Raw genomic sequence first — 25,368 nt, 5'->3', positions numbered from 1 at the left:
CTGGCCTTCTTCGAACTTTCAAACGCTCAAACTTTCAAACCTTCAAACCCTTACAGCATGGAAGCATTACAAACGCCCAGCGTACCCGGCAGAACGGTCATTGTAGACGGCAGAACCTGCCTGTTCTTTTCCGGATTCTCCTATCTGGGCATGCATGCCATGTCTGCATTCAGGGAGGCCTTCAAGGCAGGCATTGATCAATACGGCCCCGTATTTATGTCGTCAAGAGTAGCCAACCTACGTCTCAGCCTGTACGAAGAACTCGAGCATGCCCTGGCGGTACTGTTCCGCCAGCAGGCCGCAGCTGCCTTTTCATCCGGCTACCTGGCTGCGCAGGCCGCTATTCATTATGCCAGCTCACGTGGCGTTATACTGTATGCCCCAGGCACTCATCCTGCCTTACGCCTGCATGGGGATACCCCGCCTGCAACCCCCTGGGAACAATGGGTGGAAGAAACTGTAGCCAGGATAAACAACGCGCCCGATCATCACTTTGTGCTGGCTGCCGATGCCGTAAATCCCTTAACCAGCACCATTAACAACTTCGACTGGCTGCAGCGCATTGAACGCAGAACGATGATCGTGATCGATGATTCTCATGGTGCGGGTATACTCGGACCAGATGGCGAGGGAATCGTACATTCGTTGCCAGTACACCCGCCGCTGCGTTACCTGATCGCTGCCTCCACCGCAAAGGCTTACAGCATAGAAGGCGGACTGGTGGCAGGACATGCAGCTGATATTGCCGCGCTCAAAAAACAGCCCTTCTTTACGGCCAGTACCCCGTTTATACCAGCCAACGCTTATGCATTCCTGCAAAGCAGGACCTTATTTGCAGCGCGGCGCCATCAGCTGAAATTCAACATCGGCTATCTCCAGCAACTGCTAACAGGTAATACGATGGTACACAACCCGCATCACTTACCGGTATTTCTCTTAACACCCGGCGCAACGCAACCACCTATTGACAAATACCTGCTGGAACACGACATTATCATATCTTCTTTTGCATATCCCAACCCTGACAGTCCGCCCATTCACCGTATCGTCCTCTCTGCTCTTCACGATCCTTTCGACATGGACACCCTTGCGGCGCTGATCAATTAATTATTTTTATCTCTCTGAATGGCGGCCTCTTCCTGCTCAATTCTGTCTCCATTGTGATTCATAATGCGCATATCATTTCTTTCTACAGCCAGCAGCTCGCGGATGTTGTCGGCATTGGCGGTCAGCAGCGCCTGGTCCCAGTCGATCTTCCTGTCAAGACGCGCTACCCTGGATACACGGCCGGCGTCAACAGCTTTTTGTCTCCTGGCCTGAAGCGACATCATATCATCCTGCAGGGCTTCCTTCTCCTGTATCAGCTGAAAGATCTGCGCCTGCTGATCTTCCAGGTTAGACTGCAGGTCAAAGTTTTGTTGCTCCTGCTGCTGTATCTCCATTCTGTTCATAGCAATATCGTTGCGTACAGCAGGGTTACGGTCTCCGGCAAATGCACCGGTGCTCAACATGGCGGTAACAGCCATCAAACTCATCCTTTTCATTGTATTGATTTTTTCGTTTGTATTTTTTTTAAAAGTATCGGATATAAGACGCAGTATATATCACTACGTTTAAACCCGTTTTGCTTTTTAAGCTGTTCTTAATTTATGTTAAAGGAGTGTGAATACGGGATGGGATAACGTATTACAGGCAGAGGCCGTCAAAACCGTCATTAACAAGCTGCTAACAATAGTTATTTGTTTAGCAGACAAAAATTCGGGAACTTTAAATTGTTATAGAGAACAGTGAATCATTCTTCTTCCCTTGTTGTAGTATTTGACCTATTTCCTCTGAAACAGAACATATTTTTATAACTGATGCATGATTGCAGATGTGAATGACTTTCCAATATAAACGTGCATTGCATTGGTGAAGAACAAGCCGCGTAACCGGGCTTGCTGCGAAGTATTGAAATGCCAACTTGGGGCGCCCCTTTCTGAGCTTCAGCCGGAAGGGGGCATTTTTTTAACTGCTGCTGATGAGTGCTTAGCTGTCAGCAAAGCCCGTACGGCTTCACTAACAGCTAAGCGCGCTTTATTGTTTATAGATCAGTACCTCTACCTTTCCATCTGCAGTGATACTTCCGCGATACATTCCAGCGGTATTGAAAGGCATGGCAATATTCCCATCCTTATCAATGGCGATGAGGCCGCCATCGCCGCCAAGGGCAGGCACCTTCTTCATGATCAGTTCATCAGTGGCCTGCTGTATGCTGAGCCCTTTATACTCCATGAGGTCACTAACGGTTTTGGCTACACAGAGACGGATAAAGAATTCGCCCCAGCCCGTGCAGGAAATAGCGCAGGTAGCATTATTGGCATAAGTTCCGGCGCCGATGATGGGAGCATCGCCTACACGCCCAAACTTCTTGTTCGTCATGCCGCCGGTACTTGTAGCTGCTGCCAGGTTGCCCTGCTGATCAAGCGCCACCGCCCCTACTGTGCCGAATTTGTGATCTTTATTTTCAATACCCAGCAGGCTGGAAGAAGGTTTGTTCACCGCAGAATCGTGATCCAGCTGCGTTTTTCCGGCGCCCATCGCCTTTACTTTCTGCAGGCCTTTCCAGCGATCTTCCGTGTAAAAGTAAGAGGGGTTCACTATCTCCAGCCCCGCTTCTTTGGCAAACTGTTCTGCCCCCCGGCCTGTAAGCATCACATGCTGGGATCTCTCCATCACGGCCCGGGCCGCGCTGACAGGATTCCTGATCACCGTCACACCGGCAACGGAGCCGGCGCCCAGGGTTTTGCCATCCATCATCGCAGCATCCATCTCATTTTTGCCTTCATTGGTAAATACAGCACCTTTCCCGGCGTTGAACAGGGGCGAATCTTCCATTACCCTTACAGCTGCTTCCACCGCATCCAGGCTGCTGCCTCCGCGTTGCAGGATGGCGTATCCGCTGCGCAGGGCCTGTTCCAGCGCCGCTTTATACGCCTGCTCACGTGCAGGCGTCATCTGCGATTTTAATATCGTGCCGGCGCCACCGTGGATCACCATTACATACCGCTGTCTGGCCGCGGAAGTATCGCCGTCATGACGCATAACAGGGCCACTGACCGCTGTTGTCATCATCAGGGCTGTAGCTATCAAAGTACTTATCATGTCATAAATGTATAGTTCAAATACCAATTTCCAAATACCAATTTCCAAATACCAAATGCCAAATTCCAAACGGGCAATGTGCGTCGAATGTTAACGTTCTCTTAATTTTACTGGTGTAGTCCTTCATCCTTTGGAATTTGGCATTTGGTATTTGGAATTTAGCATTTGGAATTTCTATTTTGATACCTTTGCTGGATAAATGCGAATCGCTGAAAAAAGTACGTAAAATATTATCCATTGTCCTGCTTTCCCTGCTGGGCATTATCATATTGACGGGCATACTGGTGAACATTCCTGCTGTACAGAACTGGCTGGTGGGCGAAGCCACCCGCCGTCTGTCAGATCAGTTGCAAACACGTGTGGAGATCAGGGGGGTCAGCCTCCGGCTGTTTAACCGTGCCCGCCTGGAAGGCGCTTACATAGAAGACCGCCACAAGGATACCCTGCTCTATGCCGGGGCACTGGATGTGCGTATCACCGACTGGTTCTTTTTCCAGGATAAACCCGTGCTCAAATTCATCGGCCTGGAAGATGCCCAGGTGAACCTGGTAAGGCCCCGCAACGATTCGCTGTGGAATTACCAGTTCATTGTAGACGCTTTCAGCTCCCCCTCCACAGATACCAGCCGTAAAACAACGCCATCCAAAGGAGTGTCGCTGGACCTCCGCAAAATAGACCTGTACAACATCCGCATCAACAAAATAGACGCCTGGGTGGGCGAAGATATGCGGGGAACGGCCAGGCGTATTTACCTGGACGCCAAGAACCTGGACCTGCAAAAGCACAATGTGGATATACAGGAGCTGCTGCTGGACCAGCCTTCGTTTATAGTTTCCAGTTACTCCTCTTCCCCCCTTCGCAAGCGCAGGCCCAGAACCAATAATACCTCCATCCCCGCCGTAGACACCAGCGGTGAACTGCGCTGGAACAGCAGCAACTGGAAGCTGATCGTCAAAGAGCTGGCCGTTCGCAACGGGCTGTTTGGCGTGGAAAACCCGGAAGATTCATCCGCCGTGGAGGAAGGATATTTTGCCCCGCATCATATCCGCTTTGCCAATATCAACCTCACCCTGAGCAATACCAGCCTGGTAAAGGATAGTATCATAGGAGACCTGACCCTGAGCACCAAAGAACGCAGCGGCTTTGAAGTGAAGAAGCTCACCGCCCGTTTCAAGATGTCGCCCGTGGAAATGGAATTCTCCCAGATGGACCTCATCACCAACAGGAGCCACCTGCGCAACTATTACACCATGCAATACACAGATCTCAGCGACATGAGCGACTATGTAGACCTGGTATTCATGAAGGCCCGCTTTATCAACAGCACATTATCCTCCGACGATATCGCCTACTTTGCTCCTCCCCTTTCCGGCTGGAAAAAGGAGATCTCCCTGAACGGCGTGGTAAAAGGACCCGTAAGCAACCTGGATGCGGACAGCGTAAGCCTGCACGCAGGTAATACCACCCTGAAAGGGCGCATGAGAATGCGCGGCCTGCCCTATATCGATGAAACTTTCATGGATTTCCAGGCAGAACAGCTGGTCACCACCGGCGAAGATGTAGAGCGCATCTTCCCCACCGTTAAGAACGTACAGCCCGTCCATATAGAGCGCCTCACCTCCATCGGCTTCCAGGGAAGCTTTACCGGTTTCGTGAACGACTTTGTGGCCTATGGTAAATTCCAGACCAACCTGGGCAACGTGGATTCTGACCTGAACTTCAAAACCAGCGGCGATGTGCCCGTTTACTCCGGTAGCCTCGTCACCAACAACTTCAACCTGGGAGCCCTGCTGGATGTAGGGCAGTTGTCCACGGTCTCCCTCAGCGCCAAAGTGAACGGGGCAGGTTTTAACCTGCGTACCCTGAAGGCAGCCGTGGATGCAGATATCAAACAGATCTCCCTCTACAACTATACCTATACCAATATCAAGACCAAGGGGGAAATGAACCGCAAGTTCTTCAACGGTTCCCTGGCAGTGAATGATCCCAACCTGGACATGGACTTTGCGGGGACTATCGACTTTAACGGCGCCGTGCCGGTGTTCCGCTTTAATTCCGAGATACGGAAAAGTCACCTGAAAGCGCTGCAGCTCACCGCCGATTCTATTACCCTGCAAAGCCGGCTGGACCTCAATTTTGCCGGCAGCAATATCGACAACTTTGACGGCACCGCCCGCGTATACGATGTTTCGCTCTACAAAAATCAGAGCCGTGTGGACTTTGATTCACTGAACGTGAGCACCCACATGGAGAACAACGTAAAAGTGCTGGATATCAAAGGCAATGAGATCACCGGCTATGTGAAGGGCAACTACAGCTTCATGGACCTGCCCAACGCCTTTAAACTTTTCCTGAATAAATATTACCCCAGTTTCTTCCCTTCGCCGCCCTCAGGTGATATCCGGGAAGACTTCAGCTTCGAATTCCAGTTCGGTGAAGTGGATAAGCTGATACGCGCCTTTACCACGCAGGTATCCGGCTTTGACCAGACCCACGTAAGCGGGGCCCTGAACACCATCCAGGGCGCTATCTCCCTGAACGCCAATGTGCCGATGGCCGGTTACCAGGGCTATAACATACAGGACCTGCAGCTGAAAGGCAGCGGTAACTTCAATAAGATAGACGTCAGCACCGCTATTGGCAAGGTATCCTCCGGCGACCGCGTATGGATGCAAAGCCCCCTGATCCTGGCCAGCTCCAGTCATGATACTTCTTTCATCAAGATGGACATGTCATCGCTGGACTCCTCCTCGCTGGATGGTTTCTATGCACGGGTGATCACTGTAAATGAGGGCGTCAAGATCAACTTCCTCAACAGCGCCTTTACCGTGAACGAACGGCAGTGGAATATGACGCCCGGTAACGAAATCTACTGGAGCAAACATTTCCTGACCATCAGCAACCTGCAGGTTACACGTAATGACCAGAGCATTACCGTTGAGACCAATGAGTTCAACCCGGACGAATCGCGGTTCATGATCACGCTGAAAAACCTGAACCTGGCAGATGTGATCCCCGGGCAGCTGATCACCATGCCCATAGAAGGACTGGCCAACGGTACGATCAATATATCTGACCCAACGCGCAACCTGGATATAGACGCCGATATTACCACCAGCGGCCTGCGGCTGAACAACGACTCCCTGGGCCTGGTAACGTTGCAGGGCGGTTTCCGCCAGCAGACGGGCGAAATGAACGTGGAAATCCATTCCAGGAACGCCGGGCGGAACTTCAGTATCTCCGGCCTCGCCGGCCTTACAAAGGACAATAAGCAGCTGTCTGCCACCGTAGACCTGAACGGCACTTCCATAGATCCCCTGAACCGCTACCTGGGCGATTATGTGACCGATCTGTCGGGGCTCGCTACCGGTCAGCTAACCGTGAGCGGTACTACAGACCGCCCTTCGATCAAAGGAAAAGTGCAGCTGGACAGCGCAGGGATCAAGGTACTATACCTCGGCACCTACTATAAAATACCCCGCCTGAATATCAATGTGGATGATAACCTGATCGAGTTCGGCAACTTCAGCATCATTGATAAGTATAACCACCGGGCCAACGCCAGCGGCTATATTTCACATGACCATTTTGAGAAGCTGAACTTCGATTTTGACGTAACAGGCCGCAACTTCCTGTTCATGAATACCTCAGAGGCAGACAGCGACCTGTTTTATGGCGATGTGATCGCAGACGGGAAGATCTATTTCTCAGGCCCGCTCAATGATATGCAGATGCATATCCTCGCCAGGCCGGTGAAGGGTACCCATTTTTACCTGCCCATGTCTGATACCAAGGATATCGGCAAGTACGACTATATTACTTTCAAGACCTATGGCACCGAAATGGAGCCGGTCAAAAAGAAGAAGAAGGATAATGTGAACCTGAACATCCGCCTGGACATTGCCGCCAACCCGGATGCCCAGATAGACGTGATCCTGGACGCTACCACCGGCGATGTGATCTCTGCCAACGGTAACGGTAACCTGCAGATCAACGTAAATACGGATGGTGATTTCACCATGTTTGGCGATTATGAGATCAACAACGGATCCTATACGTTCACCTTCCAGCGCCTCACCAGCTGGAAATTTGATATCACGAAGAGCAGCACCATTTCCTGGAACGGCGATCCGCGCGAAGCCAGGATGAACATCACCGCCAAATACACCGTACCTAAAGTGCTGCTGTATAACCTGGTAGGACAAATGGGCTCCGCCAGCTCCGATAAACTGGCCACCCGACAGGAAAGGGTGGATGTAGTGGTGAACCTGCGCGGAGAAATGATGAAGCCCGATATTGCCTATGAAATACAGCTGCCGGATGTAGGCTCCCTCTCCTATGAGAGCGGGGTGGCTGCCAGGCTGCGCGAGATCAACCAGGACCAGAACAAGGCCCTGCTGCAGGTGTACGGACTGCTGCTGTTCAACCAGTTCCTCCCGAATGATAATACCGCCACCGGCGGCGCGGGCATTGTGGGCAGGAACAGTGTGGGTCAGGCATTATCTGCCCAGGCTTCCGCCATCCTGAACAACATTACCGGCGCCTTCCTCAAGAACAGCGGCATAGGCATCAACGTGAACTACCGCGCCTACAACGTAGGCAATACCGTCAATAATGACAATATAGACCGTAACCAGCTGAGCGCCGGTATTACCGGTAACCTGTTCAATAATCGTGTACGCATTTATGTGGGTGGCGATTACGACTGGGGCAATACCACTACCAGCGCCAATGCCAACCGTTTTGCGGGGGACTTCAGGGTAGAATACCTGCTTACACCGGATGGGCGTATCCGTGTAAATGCCTTCAGTAAGACTGATTATGATGTGTACAACCTGGTGAACCGTAACAAAGCCGGTTTAGGTATTTCGTACGTACGTGAGTATAACCGCCTGCGCGAGCTGTTTGAATCAAGACGGCCATCCAGGCGTTTGCTGGATTCTATGAGAAGAGCGGAGGCCCTGCCACCGGAAGACTCAACGAAGAAGAAGAAAGTATGAAAAAAATTACTTCATCGCACCCCGCTCCGTCTTGCAACAACTAAAGACCCTAACTTTTCAGTATCTCATGCCCCAGCTTATCCCGCTTTGTCTTCAGGTAAAACTCATTATGCGGATTAGGGTGGATCTCAATAGGTACGTTTTCCACGATCTCCAGTCCGTAACCGGCCAAACCGGCGCGTTTACGGGGGTTATTGGTCATCAGGCGGATCTTGCCGATCTTAAGATGGCGAAGTATCTGCGCCCCAATACCATAATCCCGCTCGTCCATCTTAAAGCCCAGTTCCAGGTTGGCTTCTACGGTATCGCGGCCTTCTTCCTGGAGCTTATATGCCTTTAATTTGTTGAGCAGTCCGATGCCACGGCCTTCCTGGTTCATATACAGGATGAGGCCTTTGCCTTCATTTTCCACCATCTGCATGGCGGCTGCCAGCTGTTCGCCGCAGTCGCAGCGGAGAGAGTGGAGGATATCGCCGGTAAAGCAGGAAGAGTGCACACGTAAGAGCACCGGTTCATCTTTATCCCAGTCGCCCTTTTTGAGGGCCATGTGCATATTGCCGGAGTTGAGCTGTTTAAAAGCGATCAGCTCAAAATTGCCATGTTTGGTGGGCATCTGTACCCTCACCTCTTCTTCTATAAGGGTTTCGGTACGGAGGCGGTATTCGATCAGGTCTTTGATGGAGACCAGTTTAAGATCAAAGCGGGAGGCAATCTCGCGCAGCTGCGGGAGGCGGGCCATAGAACCGTCTTCGTTCATGATCTCTACCAGTACGCCGGCCGGTTCAAAACCTGCCAGCCGGGCCAGGTCGATGGTGGCTTCGGTATGGCCGCTGCGGCGCAGCACCCCTCCTTTTTTGGCTTTGAGGGGGAAAATGTGCCCTGGTTTGCCCAGGAATTCGGGGCGGGTATTGGGATCGATGAGGGCCTGTACGGTTTTGGCCCTGTCGTGGGCAGAAATGCCGGTTGTACAACCATGTCCGAGGAGGTCAACGCTCACGGTAAAGGGAGTCTGATGGAGGGCGGTATTATCGCGGACCATCATCTCGAGGCCCAGCTCTTCACAGCGCTCTTCAACGAGGGGAGCGCAGATAAGGCCCCTGCCGTACATGCTCATGAAGTTGATGATTTCCGGAGTAACGTTACGGGCTGCTGTAACAAAATCCCCTTCATTCTCACGGTCTTCATCGTCTACCACTATCACCAGTTTTCCTTTTTTGATGTCTTCTATGGCTGCTTCAATTGTGTCTAGCATATATCGAGATCAGTCTGTATGAAATAATGGGCAAAGTTATGACAAATTAGGCAGCTTACGTCAGGCCGGTAAGCCGGTGGTGCTTACCGGTGGGTAAGTGTAAACAAATAAGTGGCTTCCCGGTACCGGGCCGGGCTGAAAAGCATCTGCAGTCGTATTCTATACCAGGATGTTATGTAGATGTTATGTAGATGTTATCTAGATGTTATGTAGATGAGCGGTATCTTATTAGATACAGCTGATCTACCGCTCAACTACCCGATAACTACCTTGATAATACCGGGGATATATAAGAACTATCCGAATCTGGATGAAAACTTATTGGGAACCACCACAAGTTACGCCACTTTTCCACATTTTTTACATATTACACTTATCAAAATTTGAAAAACTGTAATTTCTTGTGACAGTCTTTGCAAAAATGGAAACATATAGGGAATTAACTGGAATACTGTTTAAGGGGTATGCCTGAACCACTGAAAACTATCATGGCTTAACAATTTGTTAATTCAACGTTAAAATTTTCAGCCAATTATTTCTCAATTTTGCGGCATAATCAAACTGCAAAATATGGGATTTCACAAATTTCTACTCACTGTTACCCTCGTCGTGAGTGCGTTTATCTCCTATGCCCAGGTTACTACCAGCGGCTTAACCGGGTCGGTTAAGGATGATAAAGGCGAAGGCCTTATCGGCGCTACGGTAAAGGCAGTACACGTTCCCTCAGGTACCGTTTACGGCACTACAACCCTCGAAGGCGGCCGTTACAACATACCCGGGATGCGTGTTGGTGGCCCCTATACGGTTACCGTCAGCTATATCAGCTACAAGGAAGAAAGGGCTGAGAATGTTAACCTGCCCCTAGGACAAACTTTCAAGATCGACTTTAAACTGGAGACAGAAGCCACTGCCTTACAGGAACTGGTGGTAACCGGCAGACAGGACCGTACTTTTAACAGCTCCCGTACCGGTGCGGCTACTACCATCACCCGGGAGCAGCTGAACAACCTCCCTACCCTGAGCAGGGGCATTCAGGACTTTACCAAGTTAACCCCCCAGGCAGGTAAAGGTTTGAGCTTTGCGGGCAGAAACAACCTGTATAACCGTTTTACGGTGGATGGTTCCCTGTTCAGCAACGCTTTTGGCCTGTCTGACCTCCCCGGCGGCCAGACCAATGCCCAGCCCATCAGCCTGGACGCTATTGATCAGCTGCAGGTCAACGTGGCGCCTTATGACGTAAAGATGAGCGGTTTTACCGGCGCCAATATCAACGCCGTAACCCGCAGCGGTACCAACGAATTCTCCGGTTCAGTGTATAGTTTCTTCAAAAACAATTCACTCACCGGCAGCAGCATCAAAGGCACCGACGTTACAAAAGACGAATATTCTCTCAAACAGTATGGTTTCCGTGTAGGCGGGCCCATCATCAAAAATAAACTGTTCTTCTTCATTAACGGAGAACTGGAAAGGCAAACCTCACCCGGCAGCACCTGGGTGCCCAACAGGGGACAATCAGGCGCTAATGTGAGCGGGGTAAGGGCTTCTGCGCTTGATTCTGTGAAGAATTTCCTGACATCCCAGTTTGGTTATGACCCCGGCGCCTATGAAGGATATGAATTTGAACAGAACAACGATAAGGCTACTGCAAGGCTTGACTGGAACATCAATGAGAAACACCGCCTGAGTGTGCGTTACTCCTACCTGAACGCCATCAGGGATATTTCTCCCAGCACATCCAACTCCAATGGCCGCAGGAACAGCAGCACCTCTATCGTGTTTGAGAATATGAAGTACCGCCAGCACAACAAGATCAACTCTGTAGTTGCTGAACTGAACAGTACTTTCTCCAACAAATTTTCCAACAACCTTACTGTTACATACAGCGCTTTCCGTGATTACCGCGAAACATTCGGGAACAACTTCCCGGTGGTGGACATCGAAGAAGGCGGCACCAACTATATTTCATTCGGTTCAGAACCCTTCAGCGGTCTTAACTTCCTGAACCAGGACCTGTTCCAGGCAGCCAATAACTTTAACATCTATTCCGGTAAGCACACCTTTACCATTGGTCTTGCCGGCGAATACTTCAGGTTCTCCAACGGCTTTGCCCAGTTCTATTATGGCCAATACAGGTATGCTTCGCTGGCAGATTTCTATGCTGCAGCAGGTGGCAATACGGCGGTAGGTCCTACTCAGTACCAGGTAACTTATTCTGCTGTAAAAGGAGATAACGCGCCTGCTGCCAAACTGAGCGCAGCAACTATTTCCGTATATGGGCAGGATGAATTCCAGATCAAGGATAATTTAAAATTGACCTACGGACTGCGGTTGGATGTTCCATTTTACCCCACCAACCTTCAAAGCAACCCGATTGTTGACGGTATGACCTTCCGCGATGGAGAGAAGTTAGATGTCGGTAAACTGCCCAAAGCAACGATATTATGGTCTCCCAGGCTCGGATTTAACTGGGACCCGTTCAATAACCAACAGGTGCAGGTACGTGGAGGTACAGGCATATTCACAGGTACTATCCCTTATGTGTGGGCGGTGAATCAGGCGGGCCAAAACGGCCTGTTATTCGGGAGCATATTTGCCCAGGGAAGCGCCGCCGGAAGCTACGCTTTCAGCCCGGATCCGAACCAGCCTTATATTCCGCCGGGTCGTGAAGCCTCATCTTCCTTCGCCATCAACGTAATGGCCAACGACTTCAAATATCCCCAGATATGGAGGTCTAACATCGCCGCCGATATCAAATTACCGGGCGATGTGATCGCTACCGTTGAAGGTATCTATACCAAAGACATCAACGCTGTTTTTCACCGCGATGCCAACCTGGTAAACCCGACAGGTAAAAGCGTAGGTCCGAATGCACGTGATACTTTCCCCGGCGGCAATGCCAACCGTATCAATTCTGCGATCACCAACGCCATTGTACTGGATAATATCAGCAAAGGACATTCCTACTCTTTATCCTTACAGTTGCAGAAAGCCTTTGACTTTGGCCTGTACGGCTCCGTAGCTTATACTTATACCAATGCGAAGGATATTACTTCCAGCCCGGGCTCACAGGCCAACAGCGCCTTCTCCGGTAACCAGATCGTTAATGATCCGAACAAACCCGTACTGTCTTACACCAACTTCCTTGTAAAAAACAGGATCGTAGGTATGCTGTCTTACAATATCAAATATGCGAAGATACTGGGTACCACCATTTCCGTGGTATATGAGGGCGCTCCCTTTGCGGATGCCTTTAACAACAGCCGCATCAGCTACGTGTACGGCGGCAGCATGAATAAAGACAACTCTACCAGCAATGACCTGATCTACATTCCCAGGGACCAGAGCGAGATCACGCTGATCCCCACCAATGCAGGCGACACCCGTACGCCAGACCAGATATGGAATGACCTGAACCAGTATATTTCCAGCAGCAAATACCTGGACAGTCACAGAGGTCAGTTTGCAGAAAGGAATGGTGATCAGTATCCCTGGTTCCACCGCTTCGATGTAAGGCTGGTACAGGATGTTGATTTCACTAAAATCGCACCCAAATCAAAAAGCAAGCTGCAGTTTACACTGGACATTATCAACTTTGCCAACCTGCTGAATGACAGCTGGGGGGTAGCGCCTGCTACCAATGCTACCAACTTCCTTTCCTTCAGGGACTTCAGAGGACCTAACGGAACGGCTCGTTACTCTTTCAACAGGCAGGGCACTACAAATAATATCTTTATCGATGATCCCAGCATTTTGTCAAGGTGGCAGATGCAGATCGGTCTGAGGTATATTTTCAATTAATGATCGTTACAGGTTATTGTATAAAAAAGAGGATGTCACTTCAAAGTGCATCCTCTTTTTTTTGACCATAACTCCTTACAGTTACCGTTCGTAAACAAAACCCGCGCTTATCTGACCGTTAATAAACTCAACCGGATTGCCCTGATCCGGTTTCTTTATTTTTACCGCATCCAGGAACGTTTATGAATAACCTATGTTGACCATTGCTCGCATTGCAATTATCCATTAATATTTAACTGTTCATCTTAAAACACAATCCCGTGAAACAAACCCGTAACCCTTTTAAGCAAAGCGCAGCGCTTTGGCTGATGACCGCCCTTCTTTTCAGCGCCTGCCGTAAGCAGGAAACAACACTGCAAACTGAAAAAGAAACTTCCAACACAAACTGTTCCTGCGGGAACGAAGAAGCTTTTCCAGACACCCCGGGCGAACTGGTGTCCTTTAAGGATAACAACGGCCAGGTAAAGCTGACACTGCTTAAGAAAAAGGATAAATATATTCTCGGCGGAGACATGATCCTTTCAGAAAACCAGGTGGCATTCTTAAAGAACCAGGCCAACAAAAGCGATACAACGGCGCGGACAGGTATTGCGCAGATGATCCATTTGTGGCCCAACCATACCGTGTACTATACTATCAACCCCGGGTTGCCGGACCAGTGGAGAGTAAGCGACGCGATTGCACACTGGGAAAGCCATACCAACATCAGGTTTGTTCAAAGAACCAACCAGCCTGATTATGTTGAATTTGTGTGGGGAAACGCCTGCGCTTCCAATATCGGCATGATCGGCGGCCAACAAACGATCATCCTGGCCGACGGCTGCTTCACCGGGCAAGTGATCCATGAGATCGGGCACGCCATTGGTTTTTTCCATGAACAAATGCGCACAGACCGCAACAACTATGTTATTGTAAACCTGAACAATGTTGAACCGGACAGGCTTATTAACTTCCAGACCTATTCCGCCATTGGTGTTCCGGGCTTCCAGATAGGCGCCCTGGATCTGGGCTCTGTCATGATGTACGGCTCAACATTCTTTTCCCGTAACGGACTACCCACCATTACGCGCCTGGATGGTTCTACCTTTGATGTGCAGCGCATTGGCCTGTCTGCCGGCGATATCGAAACCTACAACCACATGTATAACCGCCCCTATGCTATTCCTGTACGGGGAGCAATGGACGCTACCGGCGGCCCGGATTGGTACCAGTATTCCTGGGATGTATACCTGACTGCCTATACAAACTATACCGCTACCACACCATTGACGGTAACAGCGCCTATGACCGTAGTGGTGAAGAAGGTGACCACTTCCACCAATAACCCTACACCTTATGTACAATACTACAATGTCACTATTCCAGCTGGCGCCAATAGCGTGTACCTGGGTAAAGACATCTATAACGTAGAATATGTTGGCGGTACCGGGAACTTTATTGTGGAAGACAACTGGCAGATAGATAAGATCATTCCCTCCACGCCCTGATCCTGTAAATGATAATTGCTATAAAAAGTCCGGATACTACATTATCCGGACTTTTTTGTAGGGCTTTTTCCTTACTTTTATTATGTGACGGACAATCACTGCCAATGGCACTCCTGCTCAGCCGGGAAGTTATACTGCCACACTATCTATCCCGTATCAAATGGTGCTGTAAAAGCAAGTTCTTAAACCATAAAAATCGTTAACGGATGAAAAAAATAGGCCTGCTCTTTGGTCAGGAGACCAACTTCCCGCTTGCTTTAATTGAGCGTATTAACCAGCAGAAAGTACGTGGCATCACCGCAGAAGCGGTGCTGATAGACAAAGTGCTCCAGGGAACCGACAGCGGTTACAGCGTAATACTGGACCGTATTTCGCATCATGTGCCCTTTTACCGCTCCTGGTTAAAACACGCCGCGCTGAACGGGGCTGCAGTGCTCAATAATCCTTTCTGGACCAGCACCGATGAAAAGTTTGTGAATAACGAGCTGGCCCTCCGCACCGGCGTAGCTATACCCAAAACCGTATTACTGCCTACTGCCAGTCATCCCCCACATACCAACTCAGACAGTTTCCGCAACCTGGCCTATCCTTTTGACTGGGATGCGATATTTGAATATACAGGCTTCCCAGCCTACCTGAAACCCGTTGCCGATGGCGGCTGGCGCAATGTGCACCGCGTACAGGACCGAGATGAGCTGTTTGCCCGCCACGCGCAAACCGGGCCGGAAGTAATGCTGCTGCAGGAAGAGATCCATTTCGAATCCTATTTCCGCTGCTTCTGCATAGGCAACGAAGTACGGGTTATGGGCTATGATCCCAGGCGCCTGCATCATCACAGGTACCAGACGGAATTCCACCCTGACGCCAGCCTGCTGCAAACACTGGCGCAACAGGCACTGAAACTGAACCAGTACCTGGGCTACGACTTCAACACGGTCGAAATGGCCGTACGTGATGGCGTACCTTACGCCATCGACTTCTATAACCCTGCCCCTGAAGCCGATGCCCACCTGATAGGCGATGAAAACTTTGAATGGGTTGTGCAAACCAGCGCCGGCTATCTCATAGAAAAAGCGCAGGCACATCAGCGCAACGGCAATAACCTTACCTGGGGCGGATACCTGCAGCAGGCTGGTCAGGCCGTAAAGCCTAAAGCAGGTAACGCCAAAGCCACTAAAACAACGGCAAAAGCGGCCACCAGAACAAATGCCAAAGCAGCTGCCAAACCTGCGGAGAAAACAAACGGCAAAGCGGCAGCCAAAGCGAAGAAAGCGGCAGGCACCCAAAGTCCTGAATAATCCGCCCCATGCAGCTTAAAGATACTTTGTATCTTTAATTCGTAATTAATTAATATGTTCCAACACTTCACGCTTGGCATAGAGGAAGAATACATGGTGATGGACCCGCAAACCCGGGAACTGCGCTCGCACGAGCAAAAAATAGTAGAACAGGCGCACAAGGTGCTGCGGGACAAAGTAAAGGCGGAATTTCACCAGGCGGTAGTGGAAGTGGGCACCCAGATCTGCGCCAACATTGAAGAGGCCCGGGAAGATGTGGCCATGCTGCGCAAAACCATCTCCGGCATTGCCGGCGACCTGGGCTACAGCATCGGCGCTTCCGGTACACATCCTTTTTCCAAGTGGGAGCTGCAGCTGATCACCGACCATCCCCGCTACTTCGAGATCGTCAATGAAATGCAGGACGCCGCCCGCTCTAACCTCATCTTCGGGCTGCATGTGCATGTTGGGATGGAGAACCGGGATATGGCCCTGCACATCGCAAATTCAGTACGCTATTTCCTGCCGCATATCTTTGCCCTCAGCACCAACTCCCCCTTCTGGGAAGGCCGGAATACGGGCTTTAAATCCTTCCGCACAAAGGTGTTCGACAAATTTCCCCGCACCGGCATACCAGACTATTTCGGCAGCATTGCCGAATACGACAACTACATTGCACTGCTCATCAAAACCAACTGTATTGACAATGCCAAGAAGATCTGGTGGGACCTGCGGGTACACCCCTTCTTCAACACGGTGGAATTCCGCATCTGCGACGTACCGCTCACGGTGGATGAAACCTGCACCCTGGCAGCCCTTTTCCAGGCGGTGTGCGCCAAGATATACAAGCTCCGCGCACAGAACCTCAACTTCATTATCTATAACCGCGCCCTGGTGAATGAAAACAAATGGCGTGCATCCCGCTACGGCATTGACGGTTACCTGATAGACTTCGGCAAGGAAATGGAAGTGAACGCACGGGCACTGATATACGAACTGCTGGATTTTGTGGATGATGTAGTGGATGAGCTGGGCTCCCGGCCTTTCATTGAAAACGCCAGGAAGATGCTGGAAGAAGGTACCGGGGCGGATAAGCAGCTACGGAAATACGAGGAGACCGGTGACCTGGTAGCGGTAACGGATTATATACAAACGCAGTTTCTACTGGACATTTAACAGGGTCCCGGGACTTTCTTACCTTTGCCCTATGAGCCTGCCTGTTAAACAACACTGGAAAATAGCCGTGCTTGACATGTATGAAGGAGTGCCCAACGAAGGCATGCGCTGCATCCGTGAAATACTCGCGGAATATGGCGCACGCAACGGCCTTCAGCTGGAAGTGCACGAATTCGAAGTGCGCCGGCAGCAACAGGTACCCGATCTCTCCTACGATATTTACATCTCTACCGGCGGTCCCGGCAGCCCGGTTGAAAGCGAGGGCAGCGAATGGGAGAAAGTCTACTTCGGGCTGGTAAACGGCTTAATGCAGTGGAACAGCGCTCAAACGCCTAAAAAGCCCATGCTGTTCATCTGCCATTCCTTTCAGCTGATGTGCCGCTATTTTCAACTGGGCGAAGTATGCAGGCGAAAATCACCGGCATTCGGGGTATTCCCGGTGCATAAGGTGAATGCAGGTGTAAAAGAAAACAGTTTCCGCCTCCTGCCCGATCCCTTCTATATTGTAGACAGCCGCTTCTGGCAGGTGATCTCGCTGCGGCAGGATAAAATGGAGGCGATGGGTGCAGCAGTGCTGGCCATAGAAAAAGAACGCCCCCATGTGCCCCTGGAAAGAGCGGTGATGGCTATACGCTTTACCCCGCAGTTCCTGGGCACACAGTTCCATCCCGAAGCAGATGCCGCGGGTATGCGTAAATACCTGCTGGAAGAGGAGAAAAAAGCGCATGTGATCCGCCACTACGGCGAAGAAAAATATACGGACATGCTGGAGCAGCTTACTGATCCTGAAAAGATCATGCTCACACATAACCGGCTCATACCTACATTCCTGAACGATATCATTTATGATCCCAGCGTTACGCACATATTACAATCAACACTTCAGCCAAAGTAAATACACCGCGTTCTTAGACAGCCTGGCCCGGGAAGCAGGACAAGCGCCTGCCTTCAGGGTTGCCGAAACCCCGGTGTTTGTACCCGCCGCCCTCACCAGTAAACTGGTGCAGGCCTGCGAAGAGATCGTTGAAGTAATATTGCGGCCCGATTTCAAATCATTAACGGCAGACGCCATTCCACACCACCTGAAAGTGCCGGGAGAAAATGAGCACCCGCATTTCCTGGTCATCGACTTCGCCGTTTGCCGCCAGGAGAACGGCGAGCTGGCGCCCCAGCTCATAGAACTGCAGGGCTTTCCCAGCCTCTTCGCTTTCCAGGAACTGATGGCCCGCCAGTTCCGTACGCATTTTAATATACCCAACACCGTAGACAATTTCTTCAACGGTCTGGATAGCAACAGCTACTTTGATCTGCTGCGTGAACTGATCTGCGGACCGTACGACCCAAAGGAAGTGATCCTGCTGGAACTGCGGCCCGAAGAACAGAAAACACGGATCGACTTTTACTATACACAACAAAAGCTGGGCATTACGCCCGTTTGCATCACCAGCCTGATACAGGAAGGGTCCAGGCTTTACTATAATCACAACGGAGAAAAAGTTCATATAAAGCGTATATACAACCGCGTTATCTTCGATGAGCTGTTCAGAAAGGAACCTCCGCCAGGCCCCTATCCCAACCCGTTCCAGGAACTGGATGTGGAATGGATCACGCACCCCAACTGGTTCTACCGTATCAGCAAGTATATGCTGCCGCTCATTCACAGCGAGTATGCGCCAAAAAGCTGGTATTTGCACACCTTACCGGTAATACCGGCTGACCTGGAACACTATGTGTTAAAGCCCTTGTTCTCCTTCGCCGGACAAGGGGTGATCATCGATGTAACGCCAGCGGATATAGACAAAATTACCGACCCGGAAAACTGGATACTGCAACACAAAGTGCAGTACGCGCCTGTAATTTACACACCCGGCGCGCCCGCCCACTGTGAGATACGGATGATGTACATCTGGCCTGATGGAAGTCCGCGCCCCATGCTGGTACACAACCTGGCCAGAATCAGCCGCGGAAAAATGATCAGCGTAGGCAGCAACAACCAGGACACATGGGTGGGTGGGAGTTGTTGCTTTTTTGAAGTACTAACTTAAACTCAAATCCTGTATACCCTTATGTTTGGAAACGTAGCCCTTAATGTTGCCATTAGCCTGATATTCATTTATCTGCTTTACAGCTTGCTGGCGTCTATTGTGCAGGAGCTGATCTCCCGTATGTTCAACCTGCGGGCCCGCCTGCTTACCAAAGCGCTGCGGCGGCTGCTGGACAATGATATGCGGAAGAGCAACCTGGGATACCTGGGCCAGTTCACTTTCTTCAGCTGGTGCTACGAACAGGTATGGAGCATTGTCTACTTCTTCCTTCCCTTTAAGAACAGTCCTTTCCTGAAGAAATTCTATGACCACCCGGGCATCAAGTCACTGGGTGAAGACAGGGCGGCCAGCCGCCCCTCCTATATCAGTCCGCAGATGTTTGTTCAGAGCCTGATGCACATACTGCGGGGCCCCAGTTTTGACGGCACCAGGGACGATGAGGCCATGCGGGTAAAACAAAACCTGGAAGGCGGACAGACACTGATAGGACCGGAAACACGTGAGCACCTGCTCAACCTCATAGAAGACGCTAAACATGAATCGGAAGCGTTCCGCCATAAGGTGGAGCAATGGTTTGATGAAGTGATGGCGCGCACCAGCGGCTGGTATAAGAAACAAACACAGGTGATCCTGATCTTTGTAGGCTTTATCATCGCCTGGCAGTTCAATGTGGATTCTATCGCAATTACACGTATACTCGCCAAAGATAAAAATGCCCGGGAACAGCTGGTGACGCTGGCCACGCAACGTTACCAGGTATATGGCCGGTATAAAGACAGTATGCAACGCAAAATGGTGATCCGCGAAGATACCATTGCCGCAGGCGACACCATGATCATCCGGACAGACACGGTGTACCAGGCTTCCATACCAGACCAGGAAATGGATAGCCTGTACCGCAGCCTTTCCAGCGATGCAGCAGAAGTACAGAACATACTGGGCATCAGCAGGGGCAGCTGCGGATACGATACGGATACCGCCCTGGCGCAGCTGCGTGCAAGGATGGATACCGTAGCAGGCAGATTGCTGTCGCCTGCCGAACAGCAGAAATACCGGCAGGCCATGGAAGCAGTAGCCAAACGGAAAGTAGGCTGCTATACCCATCCCTATCAGCAGAACGGCTGGCTGGTGTTTGTGGGATGGCTCATCACCGCCCTGGCGCTGTCTTTGGGAGCGCCGTTCTGGTTTGATCTGCTGAACAAGGTGGTGCAGATCCGGACAACAGGGCCGCAGATACAGTCGTCACAGGCAGCGAAACCGAAAAAGTAAAATCCCTACATATGCAACGCACAAATTTCTCTTCCGGCGCTCCCTGGGAGAACAAAGTGGGCTATTCAAGGGCCGTAAGGGTGGGCAACGTTATCGAAGTGTCCGGAACGGTGGCTGCCGATGGTGAGAAGGTAGTGGCCGTCGGCCATGCCTACGAGCAGACCAAATATATACTGGCGCGCATAGAAGCGGTGCTGGTGGCCGCGGGCGCCAGTCTGCACGATGTGGTTCGCACGCGCATGTATGTAACAGATATTTCCCGCTGGGAAGAGATCGGCCGGGCCCATGGAGAGTTTTTTCAGAGCATTAAACCGGCTACTACAATGGTGGAGGTAAGCAAACTGATAGACGACAGGTACCTGGTAGAAATTGAGGCAACAGCGGTGATCAACGCTTAAGAGCTTGCGTGTTTACACGTTTTAAAAGTTTGAGCGTTTGACAATTTGAAAGTGCCCGGAACAGGCTGGCGGCCTTCAAACCATCAAACGCTCAAACTATTTAACTTTCTTTATCTTCCGAACTTTTCTTCCCATTTCAGCATTCCGCCAACGAGGTTCTTCACGTTCTGAAAGCCCATTGTTTCGAGGATCATAGCGGCTTGTCCGCTACGGTTACCGCTGCGGCAGTATACGATCACTTCCTTGTCTTTCAGGTCTTCCAGTTCGTCTACCTGCATTGCCTGTATCTGTCCGAGGGGAACGAGGGTACCCCCGATGTTGAAATCTGCGTGTTCATGAGGCTCGCGCACATCCACAATATTCAGTTGTTCCCCGTTGTCCAGGCGCTGTTTCAGTTCTTCAGATGTTATATTTTCCATATTTATCAAAAATTTGACAGTAAATCGATCTGCCAAGTTATGAATTATTCACGAGTTGTATCGCCCTTGGGAACACGTGCGGTGTCTTTCACCGGCTTTACGGGCCCCAGCCAGATGTCGATACTTTCACCGGCGCGCACCAGGTTGAGGTCACCCAGGCTGTTGCGGCGGGCGGGCACCTGTTTGGTCACGAAGGCGTTGGCCGTATCGGTTACCCCGGCGTCTATGAGGGCGGTACCCAGGATCAGGTTGCTGGCATTCAGTATTTCGCGCGCTTCCAGGTAGGTAAGGCCTACCAGGTCGGGTACGGGATTTTCAATGCTGCCGGTACCGCTGCTGAGCACCAGGGTAATGTTGCTCCCTTCGGGGATCATTTTACCGGGCTTGATGGTCTTGCCGTTCAGCAGCTGCTGTAATACGGTATTGGTGGCAAAATCGGGTTTATAGATGGTGTCGCCCACATTCAGACGGCGGCTGTGCAGTGTCATTTCGGCGCTGCGGAAGGTAAGGCCTTCCAGGTCGGGCATGGCCACCATGGGTGGTACGACCTTATTAATAGTAAGATAGATGGTGCGTCCTACCTTTACCTGTGCGCCGGTTTCGGGTTGTTGTTCCCAAACGGTCAGCGGTTTCAGGGAGTCTATGTATATAGAGTCGCGCACGTCTGCTTCAAAACCGGCTTTCTCCAGCAGCAGGATCGCTTCCCTTACGTTCTTGTGGCGTACATCCGGCACTGTTAATATTTCGTTGTGGCGGGTAATCACGCCCAGCAAAGCAAAGAACAGGATCCCGGTTACCACCAGCAGGCCCAGTGCCAGTAAAAGGTTAAATCTGAAAGAACGTTTGGTAATAGATTCAAACACGTTGGTTACTTGGTTTTTTATGAAAAGATAAAAAAAGCATGCGGCAGCTGGCAGCCAGCAGCTAAAAGCTAACCGCTATTAATCAGCGCCTCATGCATTCTTCAATTAACATGCCGTAAAACTCCTGCAGGGTTCTGCCGGAGGCCCGAACCTGCTGCGGCACCAGGCTGTTCTCAGACTGGCCGGGCATGGTGTTCACTTCCAGGAACCAAAGCTTGCCGGTAGCTACTTCCCAGATGAAATCTATGCGGACAATGCCCCTGCAATTCAGTTTGTTATAGAGTATGGAAGCTGTCTCCTGTACCCTTTTTGTTATTTCAGCGGGCACCTGCGCAGGGGTAATTTCCTGCGAAACACCCGGTGTATATTTTGCTTCGTAGTCAAAGAATTCCTTGCTGCTGATCACTTCCGTGATAGGCAGTACGGTGATCTCGCCATTTACCTTGAACAGTCCCATGGTGAGCTCACGGCCTTTGATGAACTCTTCTATCAGCACCTGGCTGTCTTCCTTGAAAGCTTTTTCGATCGCTGCAGGCAGCTCTTCCGCAGCAGACACTTTAGACATACCGATGCTGCTGCCGCCTTCCGCCGGTTTTACAAATACCGGCAACCGGAGCTGCTGCAGGATGGCCGCCGCGTCATAGGGCTGATCCCGGAACACATGCACTGATTTTGATACATTCACCACATCCAGTGCGGCTACGATCTTATTGCAATAACTTTTGTTAAAGGTGAGGGCAGATGTGACCATGCCACAGCTGGTGTAAGGAATGTCCAGCATTTCAAAATAACCCTGCAGGCGGCCATCTTCACCAGGCGTACCGTGGATGCCGATGAACACTGCATCAAAGCGGATCTTATTGCCGTTAAGGGTCAGCGTAAAATCGTTCTTGTCCACTTCCACGGCGGTGCCGTCAGGCGCGGTGTAGGTCCACCCCTCGCGGGTGATCACGATCTTATATACATTATACCTGCTTTTATCCAGCTGCTGTTCGATCACGGCCGCGCTCTGCACGGATATCACGTATTCGCCGGAATATCCGCCGGCCACCAGTGCAATATTCTTATTCATGTGTTCCTTCGGAATTAAGCGTTTGAAGGTTTGAAGCTGTCCCAAACCGGCTGGCGGCCGATAAACTTTCAAACGCGCAAACGTTCAGACTTTAAACAATTATCTTATAAGCGGGTAAAGATAAAAGAAAAAACCTTTATTTCCCCAAACCTTCATTGCCGGTGTCCAGTACGAATCTCCAGTTACCGGCGGCATCCTTTTTCCAGACGGTAAGGTAAGTGCCCCGGGTAGTTGTGTCTTTAGAGGTAAAGGTATAGATGCCGTAGGTATAGGCCAGCTCCCCGGAGGCAGCCACACTGGCAAAACCGGGCTCCCAGGTAAGGGTCACGCCGGTATCGTTCATGGACTCTATGTAGCGGAAAGCCACCTGCCCCTTCATAGGCGGGTTATTGGCGCGCAGCAGCACCGCGGTGCTGTCTGCATACGCCAGGAAGGCGTAGCGGAAGCCTTTTTTGCGGGACAGGTCAGAAAAATCGGTATCAGCCTTTAGTACGGCCTCACGGGCTGCCTTGCTGTCTGTTTCGTGCACGGTGGGTGCATTACAGGCCGCAGCCCCGAACAGTAATATCCATAACGCCGGAAAATAACGTCGCATCTCTCCTGGGATTTTTCATAAAATAAAAAAGAAAAAGTAAAAAAGGAAAAAAGGCGCGGAATGGCCGCACCTTTTTTCCTTTTTTACTTTTTTCTTTAACTATTTCCTTATCAGATATGTAATTTCTCTTTCTTGGCCAGGAGCTCGTCTACGGTTTCCTGGTACATTTCGTCCGGTACACAGCAATCTACCGGGCATACAGCGGCGCATTGCGGCTCTTCATGAAATCCCTGGCACTCCGTACATTTATTGGGAACTATATAATAAGTATCTACGCTGATAGGGGCATTTGCCTGGTCTGCGTCAATAGTGGCGCCGTCCATAAGCGTGTAGGAGCCCTTTACAGTGGTGCCATCTGCAATTCGCCATTCCACACCACCCTCATAAATAGCATTGTTAGGGCACTCCGGTTCGCACGCTCCACAGTTAATACACTCATCTGTTATCTTAATTGCCATAGTATAAACTTTTTGTTTAAGTGGTAAGCCATTAATTTTGTTAACAAAAATAGAATTTCCGGAATTAAAAAGTTTAAATATTTCTTATCCTTTCATGAACAATACAGAAAAAGTCGCTGCCCTGGTACGTTTACGCCAATACCTGACAAGTGATGAGCCGGCGTTGCAAAATGTAAAAGAGCAGGCTTTCCAGGCCAACGGGTGGTTTACCCCGGCATCTATAGACATGGCTATCCAAAATATCTGCCAATATTTCCTGGATGAGGCCCTCCTCTCCCGCTGGATGGAGGCCTATCCCCTGCTGGGGACGAAAACGCCCCGTACCGTGGGTATTGTGGCCGCCGGGAATATTCCCCTGGTAAGCTTTCACGACTGGCTCTGCGGTTTTGTCAGCGGCCACCAGGTAAAGCTGAAGCTGTCTTCCAAAGATTCCGTACTGATGACCCATGTGCTGGAAAAGATAGCGGAATGGTACCCTGCTTACGCCACACAGACCCTTCCCAGCGAGATGCTGAAGGATTGCGATGCCTACATTGCCACCGGCAGCAATAATTCTGCCCGCTATTTTGAATACTACTTTTCAAAATTCCCGCATATTATCCGCCGCAACCGTACCTCTGCCGCCCTGTTAACCGGTCGCGAAACGGAGGCTGAGCTGCAGGCCCTCGCAGATGATGTGATGCTTTATTTTGGCCTGGGCTGCCGGAATGTAACCAAAGTGTTTGTACCGCTGGGCTATGATTTTTCACCGCTGCTGAAGGCACTTGAAAAGTATGATCACCTGATGGACCATCACAAATACAAGAACAATTACGATTATAACCTGGCGCTGCTGCTGCTGAACAATAGCGCCTATCTTACCAATGGCAGCGTGCTGCTGCAGGAATCCACCTCTCTCTTCTCTCCTATCAGCGTGCTGCACTACGGCTACTACGAAGACGCCACCGTACAGGCGGCATCACTGCTGGCGGATGAAGACCTGCAATGCCTGGTGGGACACGACTTTACACCTTTCGGACAGGCCCAGCAACCCTCCCTCACGGACTATGCGGACGGAGTTGATACACTGGCGTTCCTGGAGAAATTGTAACCGTTTGAAGGTTTGAGGGTTTGAA

19 protein-coding genes are annotated in these 25,368 nt (G+C 50.7%); 11 read left to right on the top strand and 8 right to left on the bottom strand.

Annotated elements, in window-relative coordinates; all coding sequences use genetic code 11:
* Positions 1 to 57: 57 nt before the first annotated feature.
* The gene (locus Q0577_RS14775) at positions 58 to 1,107 is read left to right on the top strand and encodes a hypothetical protein (protein ID WP_298737543.1); all 1,050 of its coding nucleotides are present in this window, start codon (positions 58 to 60) and stop codon (positions 1,105 to 1,107) included.
* Here Q0577_RS14775 and Q0577_RS14770 read toward each other — a convergent pair.
* Positions 1,104 to 1,544, bottom strand: a complete 441-nt coding sequence (locus tag Q0577_RS14770; RefSeq protein WP_298737541.1) for a hypothetical protein — start codon at positions 1,542 to 1,544, stop codon at positions 1,104 to 1,106. The genes Q0577_RS14775 and Q0577_RS14770 overlap by 4 nt on opposite strands.
* A 532-nt stretch (positions 1,545 to 2,076) precedes the next feature.
* Positions 2,077 to 3,144, bottom strand: coding sequence for an isoaspartyl peptidase/L-asparaginase family protein (locus Q0577_RS14765; RefSeq protein ID WP_298737540.1), 1,068 nt, complete (start codon positions 3,142 to 3,144; stop codon positions 2,077 to 2,079).
* Positions 3,145 to 3,332: 188 nt separating this feature from the next.
* Between Q0577_RS14765 and Q0577_RS14760 the strand changes: the two genes are divergently transcribed.
* Positions 3,333 to 8,144 carry a translocation/assembly module TamB domain-containing protein gene (locus Q0577_RS14760; protein ID WP_298737538.1) on the top strand — a complete coding sequence of 1,604 codons (4,812 nt, stop codon included), beginning with the start codon at positions 3,333 to 3,335 and terminating at the stop codon, positions 8,142 to 8,144.
* A 49-nt stretch (positions 8,145 to 8,193) separates the two neighbouring features.
* Here Q0577_RS14760 and Q0577_RS14755 read toward each other — a convergent pair whose 3' ends face one another.
* Complete coding sequence (locus Q0577_RS14755; protein WP_298737536.1) at positions 8,194 to 9,396, bottom strand: bifunctional 3,4-dihydroxy-2-butanone-4-phosphate synthase/GTP cyclohydrolase II; 1,203 nt, start codon at positions 9,394 to 9,396, stop codon at positions 8,194 to 8,196.
* A 570-nt stretch (positions 9,397 to 9,966) separates the two neighbouring features.
* Here Q0577_RS14755 and Q0577_RS14750 point away from each other — a divergent pair.
* The 8 genes from Q0577_RS14750 to Q0577_RS14715 all read left to right on the top strand — a co-directional run bounded on the left by Q0577_RS14750 (position 9,967) and on the right by Q0577_RS14715 (position 20,846).
* Positions 9,967 to 13,194: a TonB-dependent receptor gene (locus tag Q0577_RS14750; RefSeq protein WP_298737533.1), complete on the top strand. Its 3,228-nt coding sequence runs from the start codon at positions 9,967 to 9,969 to the stop codon at positions 13,192 to 13,194.
* Between the two features lie 260 nt (positions 13,195 to 13,454).
* A complete protein-coding gene (locus tag Q0577_RS14745) occupies positions 13,455 to 14,681 on the top strand; it encodes a M12 family metallopeptidase (protein ID WP_298737532.1) in 1,227 nt (408 codons plus the stop codon).
* A gap of 206 nt (positions 14,682 to 14,887) precedes the next feature.
* Entirely contained in the window at positions 14,888 to 15,979 is a 1,092-nt protein-coding gene (locus Q0577_RS14740; RefSeq protein ID WP_298737530.1) for a hypothetical protein, read from the top strand.
* A gap of 54 nt (positions 15,980 to 16,033) precedes the next feature.
* On the top strand, positions 16,034 to 17,134 hold the full coding sequence (locus Q0577_RS14735) for a carboxylate-amine ligase (RefSeq protein ID WP_298737528.1): 1,101 nt from the start codon (positions 16,034 to 16,036) through the stop codon (positions 17,132 to 17,134).
* A gap of 31 nt (positions 17,135 to 17,165) precedes the next feature.
* On the top strand, positions 17,166 to 18,029 hold the full coding sequence (locus tag Q0577_RS14730; protein WP_298737527.1) for a GMP synthase: 864 nt from the start codon (positions 17,166 to 17,168) through the stop codon (positions 18,027 to 18,029).
* Positions 17,980 to 19,179, top strand: a complete 1,200-nt coding sequence (locus Q0577_RS14725) for a hypothetical protein (RefSeq protein ID WP_298737526.1) — start codon at positions 17,980 to 17,982, stop codon at positions 19,177 to 19,179. Before Q0577_RS14730 ends, Q0577_RS14725 begins: the two co-directional genes overlap by 50 nt.
* Before the next feature lie 21 nt (positions 19,180 to 19,200).
* A complete protein-coding gene (locus Q0577_RS14720; RefSeq protein WP_298737524.1) occupies positions 19,201 to 20,448 on the top strand; it encodes a hypothetical protein in 1,248 nt (415 codons plus the stop codon).
* An 11-nt stretch (positions 20,449 to 20,459) separates the two neighbouring features.
* On the top strand, positions 20,460 to 20,846 hold the full coding sequence (locus tag Q0577_RS14715; protein WP_298737523.1) for a RidA family protein: 387 nt from the start codon (positions 20,460 to 20,462) through the stop codon (positions 20,844 to 20,846).
* A 110-nt stretch (positions 20,847 to 20,956) separates the two neighbouring features.
* Here Q0577_RS14715 and Q0577_RS14710 read toward each other — a convergent pair whose 3' ends face one another.
* The 5 genes from Q0577_RS14710 to Q0577_RS14690 all read right to left on the bottom strand — a co-directional run bounded on the left by Q0577_RS14710 (position 20,957) and on the right by Q0577_RS14690 (position 24,253).
* A complete protein-coding gene (locus tag Q0577_RS14710; protein ID WP_298737522.1) occupies positions 20,957 to 21,265 on the bottom strand; it encodes a rhodanese-like domain-containing protein in 309 nt (102 codons plus the stop codon).
* A gap of 44 nt (positions 21,266 to 21,309) precedes the next feature.
* Complete coding sequence (locus tag Q0577_RS14705) at positions 21,310 to 22,128, bottom strand: PASTA domain-containing protein (RefSeq protein WP_298737521.1); 819 nt, start codon at positions 22,126 to 22,128, stop codon at positions 21,310 to 21,312.
* 82 nt (positions 22,129 to 22,210) lie between these two features.
* Positions 22,211 to 23,200 (bottom strand): D-alanine--D-alanine ligase, encoded by a 990-nt coding sequence (locus tag Q0577_RS14700; RefSeq protein ID WP_298737519.1) that lies wholly within the window; start codon positions 23,198 to 23,200, stop codon positions 22,211 to 22,213.
* A 136-nt stretch (positions 23,201 to 23,336) separates the two neighbouring features.
* Entirely contained in the window at positions 23,337 to 23,795 is a 459-nt protein-coding gene (locus Q0577_RS14695; protein ID WP_298737518.1) for a hypothetical protein, read from the bottom strand.
* Positions 23,796 to 23,905: 110 nt separating this feature from the next.
* Positions 23,906 to 24,253, bottom strand: a complete 348-nt coding sequence (locus Q0577_RS14690) for a 4Fe-4S dicluster domain-containing protein (RefSeq protein ID WP_298737516.1) — start codon at positions 24,251 to 24,253, stop codon at positions 23,906 to 23,908.
* Positions 24,254 to 24,347: 94 nt separating this feature from the next.
* Between Q0577_RS14690 and Q0577_RS14685 the strand changes: the two genes are divergently transcribed.
* Positions 24,348 to 25,343, top strand: a complete 996-nt coding sequence (locus Q0577_RS14685; protein ID WP_298737514.1) for an acyl-CoA reductase — start codon at positions 24,348 to 24,350, stop codon at positions 25,341 to 25,343.
* The last annotated feature ends 25 nt before the right edge of the window (positions 25,344 to 25,368 follow it).

Source organism: uncultured Chitinophaga sp. (assembly GCF_937898475.1).
In the GTDB taxonomy this organism is placed as follows: domain Bacteria; phylum Bacteroidota; class Bacteroidia; order Chitinophagales; family Chitinophagaceae; genus Chitinophaga.
This window is presented reverse-complemented; position numbering and strand designations above follow the sequence as displayed.

Excerpts from the sequence above, each read along its gene's own strand:
- Q0577_RS14775 (WP_298737543.1), top strand. The coding sequence starts at position 58 with ATGGAAGCATTACAAACGCCCAGCGTACCCGGCAGAACGGTCATTGTA.
- Q0577_RS14770 (WP_298737541.1), bottom strand. The coding sequence starts at position 1,544 with ATGAAAAGGATGAGTTTGATGGCTGTTACCGCCATGTTGAGCACCGGT.
- Q0577_RS14765 (WP_298737540.1), bottom strand. The coding sequence starts at position 3,144 with ATGATAAGTACTTTGATAGCTACAGCCCTGATGATGACAACAGCGGTC.
- Q0577_RS14755 (WP_298737536.1), bottom strand. The coding sequence starts at position 9,396 with ATGCTAGACACAATTGAAGCAGCCATAGAAGACATCAAAAAAGGAAAA.
- Q0577_RS14750 (WP_298737533.1), top strand. The coding sequence starts at position 9,967 with ATGGGATTTCACAAATTTCTACTCACTGTTACCCTCGTCGTGAGTGCG.
- Q0577_RS14740 (WP_298737530.1), top strand. The coding sequence starts at position 14,888 with ATGAAAAAAATAGGCCTGCTCTTTGGTCAGGAGACCAACTTCCCGCTT.
- Q0577_RS14735 (WP_298737528.1), top strand. The coding sequence starts at position 16,034 with ATGTTCCAACACTTCACGCTTGGCATAGAGGAAGAATACATGGTGATG.
- Q0577_RS14730 (WP_298737527.1), top strand. The coding sequence starts at position 17,166 with ATGAGCCTGCCTGTTAAACAACACTGGAAAATAGCCGTGCTTGACATG.
- Q0577_RS14725 (WP_298737526.1), top strand. The coding sequence starts at position 17,980 with ATGATCCCAGCGTTACGCACATATTACAATCAACACTTCAGCCAAAGT.
- Q0577_RS14720 (WP_298737524.1), top strand. The coding sequence starts at position 19,201 with ATGTTTGGAAACGTAGCCCTTAATGTTGCCATTAGCCTGATATTCATT.
- Q0577_RS14715 (WP_298737523.1), top strand. The coding sequence starts at position 20,460 with ATGCAACGCACAAATTTCTCTTCCGGCGCTCCCTGGGAGAACAAAGTG.
- Q0577_RS14710 (WP_298737522.1), bottom strand. The coding sequence starts at position 21,265 with ATGGAAAATATAACATCTGAAGAACTGAAACAGCGCCTGGACAACGGG.
- Q0577_RS14700 (WP_298737519.1), bottom strand. The coding sequence starts at position 23,200 with ATGAATAAGAATATTGCACTGGTGGCCGGCGGATATTCCGGCGAATAC.
- Q0577_RS14695 (WP_298737518.1), bottom strand. The coding sequence starts at position 23,795 with ATGCGACGTTATTTTCCGGCGTTATGGATATTACTGTTCGGGGCTGCG.
- Q0577_RS14690 (WP_298737516.1), bottom strand. The coding sequence starts at position 24,253 with ATGGCAATTAAGATAACAGATGAGTGTATTAACTGTGGAGCGTGCGAA.
- Q0577_RS14685 (WP_298737514.1), top strand. The coding sequence starts at position 24,348 with ATGAACAATACAGAAAAAGTCGCTGCCCTGGTACGTTTACGCCAATAC.